This is a genomic window from Halobacterium bonnevillei (genome assembly GCF_009831555.1).
Taxonomy (GTDB): Archaea; Halobacteriota; Halobacteria; order Halobacteriales; family Halobacteriaceae; genus Halobacterium; species Halobacterium bonnevillei.
Genome location: NZ_WUUU01000168.1, coordinates 1 through 6,292 on the forward strand (window position 1 = coordinate 1; position 6,292 = coordinate 6,292).

Here is a 6,292-nt window from a genome sequence, read left to right on the forward strand (position 1 = left end):
CCGCTGCGACCGCCGAGGCCGGCGGCGTCGAAACCGACGAGTACGGCGAGGTGGTGCGGCGGCCGCTGCGGGGCCTGCGCGCGACCATCGCGGAGAACATGGTCGCGTCGAAGCAGACGATCCCGCACGTCACGTCGATGTTCGAGGCTGACGCCACCGACCTCGTCGACCTGAAGGAGAACCTCGACGAGAAGCTGGACGCGCCCGTCTCCTACACCGCGCTGGTCGTGAAGGCCGTGGCGCCGGCGCTGGAAGAATATCCGTCGTTGAACGCGAGCGTGGACGACGAGGCCGGCGAAATCGTCGAGAAGCGCTACTACAACGTCGGCGTCGCGACGCACACCGAGGACGGCCTGCTGGTGCCCGTCGTGGAGCACGTCGACCAGAAGTCGATCGCCGAGGTCAGCCGGGAGGTCGCAGACCTCGCGGAGCGCGCGCGGGAGCGGTCCGTCGACGCCAGCGACCTCAGCGGCGGCACGTTCACCGTGACGAACACTGGCAGCCACAGCGAACACGGCACGTTCGGCACGCCGATCATCCGCCACCCCGAGGTCGCAGTCCTCGGCATGAGTCGCGTCCAGGACAAGCCCGTGGCGGTTGGCGACGACGAGATGGAAGTCCGACCCGTGCTGCCGCTGTCGCTGTCCTACGACCACCGGCTGGTCGACGGCGTCACCGCGTCGCTGTTCGCCGAGCACGTCATCGACGCCATCGAGGACCGGGACGTGTTCACGGCGCGACTGTAGGCCGGCCGCCAGCGGGCCGCCGCCCGGGTCTATCCGCTCACCGCTCGGTGACGGGGTCGCCGAACCGCGTGAGCCCCTCGAGTTCCCACTCGTCGACGTCCTCGAAGGCGTCCCGCGCGATGACGCGCTTGTGGACTTCGTCGGCGCCGTCGATGATGCGGAACTGCCGGACGTTCTCGTAGAAGTCCGCCAGCGGGAGGTCCTTCCCGATGCCGTTGCCGCCACACACTTGCAGCGACAGGTCGATGGCGTCCTGGACGGTGTTCGCGGCGAACACCTTGCTCATCGAGACGGGGACGCGGGCCTGCTCGCCGGCGGCGATGCGGTCGGCGGCGTGCCGGACCATCGTCCGCACGGCGTGCAGGCGCGTCTCCGCGTCCGCGATGCGGTACCGGAGGTCCTGTTTCTCCGAGAGCGGACCGTCGAAGGCTCGGCGCTCGGACGCGTACGCTTTCGCGATGTCGAGGGCGCGCTGGCCCATCCCCGAGTACCGCATGCAGTGCGTGAGTCGCGCGGGCCCGAGGCGCAACTGGACGTTCTGGAAGCCCGCGTGTAGGTCCCCGAGCAGGTTCTCCTCGGGCACGCGCACGCCGTCGTACGTGATTTCGGCGTGACTGACGCCCGCGACCCCGCCGCCGACGTGTGGGATGTCGCGGACGACGTTCACGCCGTCGGTGTCCTTCGGGACGAGGAACGTCGAACACCCCTCGTAGGGGTGGGCGTCCTGGTCGGTGCGCGCGAACACGATGAGGAGGTCGGCCTCCGCCCCCTGTGTCGTCCACCACTTGTGGCCGTCGATGACCCACTCGTCGCCGTTCTGCTCCGCCGCTGGCGGCGCAGAGCTCGCCGAGCTCTGCTCGGCGGTGTCCTTCTGTGCGGTCGTACGGATCATCTTCGGGTCCGACCCCGCGCCCTGTAGCGGTTCAGTCATCGAGAACCCCGAGCGGATGTCGCCGGCCGCCAACGGCGCCAGCCACTCCTCCTTCTGGGCTTCGGTGCCGACGAGTTCCAGCAGGTGCATGTTCCCCTCGTCGGGCGCGGCGACCCGCATCGCGTCCATCGCCAGCGGGCTGCGGCCCGCCTGCTCGAACACGGGGAGCATGTCCCGGAAGTCCAGGCCCATGCCGCCGTACTCCTCGGACACCTGTGGGGCGTAGATGTCCCACTCCCGGGCTTCCTCGCGTAGTGCCGCGATCTGGTCCTCGCTGGCGGGTTCCTCGCCGAGGAGGTCGCGCTCCACGGGGATGACGACGTCCTCGACGAACTCCCGCGTCCGTGCCGCTACCGCCGCCGCCTGTTCCGAGTCACCGTACTCCATGCAGAGAGGTTCCGAGCGGACTGGCGTAAGTGTTGTTACGAATCCCGAACGACGACAAGGGCCGGCCCGTGGGAGCGACGCGGCTCGAGAGGTATCGGGAAAATCTATTTCTACTATGTATTCGTAATTGTACCAGATTTAGTAGTGTTTTGCGGACGGCTGCGAGACGGAACGTGAGGCTGCCCGCTGGCGCGCGCTAAACGACCATCTGCATCGCGAAAAACGCGCCGCAAACCCCCTATTACGAGGTACGTGGCCCTCCAATCCAATCCAGCACCCGTGGCATCGTGTGGATCTCCCCCCTCGACTCGTATCTGTTCCCACCAGACCGTGATTGAACCGGTTGTTAGGCCTTGGGCCGCCGTTTTCGGGACAGGAACCTGCTGATTGACACGGTCGCTGGCGTACCTACTACTGTGGTGCCTGGTTCCCGAACACGGCAATTACTGTTTGTATTCAATGTATTCGTATAATCTGGTATGTTGCTGTTACTCGCGACGGTTGCCGCACGCTCACGATGGAGGGCGCGGAGCCAGGAGTGGACAGGACAGCGATGGACGAACGGCGTGTGCAGCGCTGGGCCTCGACACACTACGAACTCTCGTCGTCCACAGCGAACGGACGCCGCGGAGGAACCGTGCTCGCCGACGAAAATAGCGTCAGCGCGCTGCAGTCAGTCGTCGCCCGCGTCGAAGGAGACGTCGGACTGTTTGGCCGAGATGCCGCGGCGGTCGGCGTCCCACTCGGAGAGCACGTAGGTGAGCGCGAACAGCACCACGACGCCCACGGGGAGCAACGCCAGCGGCGTGATTCGGGTGTACCCCCAGACGACCAGCAGCAGCGCGGCGACGGACACCACCGTCACCGCGTAGTACAGTTGCGTGCGGACGTGGTCGATGAGGTCGGCACCCGTGAACGTCGCCGACAGCACAGTGGTGTCGGAGATCGGCGACGAGTGGTCGCCGAAGATCGCGCCCGAGAACACCGTGCCGACGACGGCCGCGACCATCGTGTGGGTGCCGGTCAGCTCCCAGGCGACGGGCACAGCGATGGGCGTCACGATGGCCATCGTCCCCCACGAACTCCCCGTGGAGAACGCGACGAACGCCGCGGTGAACAACACGATGACGGGGAGGAGTTCCGGCGACAGGAACTGCTCGACGACGCCAGCGACGTACCTACCGGTCTCCAGCGCCTCGACGACGTTCCCGATGGACCACGCGAGCACGAGGATGGTGACCGCGGTGAGCATGATGCCGAACCCGTCGATGGTCGTGTCCACGCTCTCCCCCAGCGAGAGGATGTCGAAGGCGTACCCGAGAACGTACCCCGTAGCGACCATCGCGAACGACCCGAAGATGAGCGCGAGCGCGTAGTCCGCGCCCGTCACCATGTCGTAGAGAGTCGCACCGGGTTCGTAGCCCGTCCAGAGCGCGGCGCCGAGCGTGACGACGATGAGCACCGCAATCGGCGCGAAGAACGACACCAGCCGAGGGTCGGCGACCTCGGGTTCGCCGAGTTCGTCTTCGACGTCCTGCATCGGGCGGGCGTCGTCGCGGGTCACCTTGCCGGTCGTGGTGGCGCGGTGTTCCGCCGTCAGCATCTCACCGAAGTCCCGGCGGGTGTACACGAGGATGGCGACCATCACGATGGCCAGAATCGAGTACATGTTGAACGGGATGGACTGCAGGAACACCTCGAACGTCCCCGGCCGGTCCGCAGCCGCGACGCCCGCGGTCTCGTAGCCCTCCTCGATCATCGACAGCTGGAACGCCACCCACGACGAGATGGCGAGCGTGGCGACCGGCGCGGCCGTCGAGTCCACGATGTAGGAGAGTTTCTCCCGGGAGACGCCGAGGTGGTCGGAGACGTCTTTCATCGTGGAGCCGACGACGGCGGTGTTCGCGTAGTCGTCGAAGAACAACAGCAGGCCGAGCAGCCAGGCGACGACGCCGGCCTTCCGTTTCGAGTCGACGCGCTCGATGGCCCAGTCGCGGACTGCGTACGACCCGCCGAGGCGCCACATCATCGCCACGCCCGACCCGAGCAGGAGCGTGAAGATGAGGATCTGCGCGTGGAATATCGATTCCTCCTGCGAGATCGCTGCCGCGATCCAGTCGAAGGTCTGTTCGAGGCCGACGCCGCCGGTGAAGATGACGGCGCCGGACCAGACGCCGAGGAACAGGGACAGCACCGCTTTCCTGGTGACGATCGCGAGTACGATCGCGAGCAGCGGTGGAACGACGGATAACGCGCCGAAATCGGACATACGTACACGACACTCGCGATACGTATAAAATACCAATGCCCGCCGGACCGGTCGCCCGTCGCGGCCGCACAAACCACATCTTTATCGGTCGCTCGTCGCATCCAGTCGAACGGATGGTCGTACAGCGTCTGGACGCGCCCGACCCCGGCGAGTTCGTCGCGGCAGCGAAGCACGCGTTCCGGGACGGCGCGGTGTTGACCGTACAGGCTCGCTGTGAAGTGGAGTACGAGGGGCGCACGAGCGGCTACCTCGACGAGGGCGACCGGCTGCTGGTCGCGAAGCCCGACGGGACGTTCCTCGTCCACCAGCCCACCGGCCACAAGCCGGTGAACTGGATGCCGGGCGGGGGCACCGTCGAAGCCCGGGAGAGCGAGGGCGACGCCGTGCTGCTGGCACGCCGCACGAATCCCAGCGAGCGCGTGGAGACCCGCCTGCTGGAGGTGTACGGCGTGACGCGGTTCGACGCCGAGGACGGCGCCACCTACGAGGAGTCAGGCACCGAGGCGGAGATGCACGAGTACATCCAGAACAACCCCGGGGAGCTCGAGGACGGCCTGCGCATCGTCGAACACGAGCGCGAGACGAAGTACGGGTTCGTTGACTTCTACGCCGTCGACTCGGACGGCACACCCGTCGTCGTGGAAGTCAAACGCATCCAGGCGACGCTGAACCACTTCGACCAGCTCAAGCGCTACGTCGACCTCTACTCGGAGACGAACGAGGACGTGCGCGGGATGCTGGTCGCGCCGTCGGCGTCCGAGCGCGTGCTGCGGACGCTCCGGGACAACGACCTGGAGTTCGTGGAACTCGCGGAGTTCGGACTGGACGCGAAGGGCGCGACGGAAGCGAAGCTCACGGACTTCTGAGCGCGCGGGCGCGGCCTCGTACGCGACGGCACGGCGGCCCTCACGTCGATCCTGGCGTCACACACGCCGGCCGAAGCTCTTTGCGGCGCGGTCGTGTCAGTTCAGGCATGGTCGACGCGCGCGAGTACCACGAGCGGTCGAGCCACTCCCCGGAGAGCGTCCGTCGGAACGACTTCTCGCTGGACTTCGACAACAAGCCGCGGCCGTACAAGGTCTACGAGGACCGCGGGTACGTCGACCCGCCGGGCGGCCAGGACGACTCGAAATCTCCAGATGCCCCGGAATCCCCAGACGCCCCAGAAACTCCCGCGCTGGACGCGATAGCGACGACGAGCGCCGAGCCGGAGTTCGGCGCCGATTCGGACCTCGATTTCGCGACCCTGCACGCGCTCTGTCACTCCGCCGCGGGCGTCACGAAGACCCTCGAGAAGCGCGGGAGACGGATGCGGTTCCGCGCGGCGTCCTGCACGGGGAAGCTCTATCACGTCGACCTCTACGTCGTCACCGGCGACCTCGACGGCCTGGACGCCGGCGTCTACCACTTCGACCCGGACGGCGGCGGGTTCGACGTGCTCCGCGAGGGCGACTTCCGGGGCGTGCTCGCGGCGGCCAGCGGCGGCCACGACGGCGTCGCCGACGCGCCCGTGACCGTCGTCGCGACCTCGGAGTGGTGGCGCAACGCCTGGAAGTACCGCGAGCGCACCTACCGACACGCGTTCTGGGACTCCGGAACCATGCTTGCGAACCTGCTCGCGGTGGCGCACGGCGACGGCTACCGGGCGTCAGTGGTCACGGGATTCGACGACGACCGGGTCGCGGCCCTGCTCGGCGTCGACCCCAGTGAGGAGGCGCCGGTCGAGCTCGTCCCGCTGGGCAGCGGCCAGCCGACGCCCGACCCCCGGCACGTGCCCGCCATCGACCCCGAGGAAGCGCCGCTCTCCGAGAACCCCATCGACTATCCGTTGAACGCCGACGCGTGGCGACAGAGCGCGCTCCGGGACGCCGACGCGGTCCGCGACTGGCGGGCGACCGTCGAGGACGCGAACGACCTCGGCACGCACGGCGTCGGCGACGGCGAACTCGTCGAGCGCGC

The 6,292-nt window shown here is 67.6% G+C and carries 5 protein-coding genes; 3 read left to right on the plus strand and 2 right to left on the minus strand.

Going from position 1 to position 6,292, the window contains the following annotated elements:
- A partial coding sequence (locus GRX66_RS15325) for a dihydrolipoamide acetyltransferase family protein (protein ID WP_201293054.1) occupies window positions 1-746 on the plus strand: 746 nt, incomplete at its 5' end.
- Between the two features lie 37 nt (window positions 747-783).
- Here GRX66_RS15325 and GRX66_RS15330 read toward each other — a convergent pair.
- Window positions 784-2,064 (minus strand): acyl-CoA dehydrogenase family protein, encoded by a 1,281-nt coding sequence (locus tag GRX66_RS15330; RefSeq protein WP_159527327.1) that lies wholly within the window; start codon window positions 2,062-2,064, stop codon window positions 784-786.
- Window positions 2,065-2,737: 673 nt separating this feature from the next.
- A complete protein-coding gene (locus tag GRX66_RS15335; RefSeq protein ID WP_159527328.1) occupies window positions 2,738-4,333 on the minus strand; it encodes a Na+/H+ antiporter NhaC family protein in 1,596 nt (531 codons plus the stop codon).
- Between the two features lie 113 nt (window positions 4,334-4,446).
- Between GRX66_RS15335 and nucS the strand changes: the two genes are divergently transcribed.
- On the plus strand, window positions 4,447-5,199 hold the full coding sequence (gene nucS / locus GRX66_RS15340) for an endonuclease NucS (RefSeq protein ID WP_159527329.1): 753 nt from the start codon (window positions 4,447-4,449) through the stop codon (window positions 5,197-5,199).
- Window positions 5,200-5,306: 107 nt separating this feature from the next.
- The coding region (locus GRX66_RS15345; protein WP_159527330.1) for a SagB/ThcOx family dehydrogenase at window positions 5,307-6,292 on the plus strand (986 nt) is incomplete at its 3' end.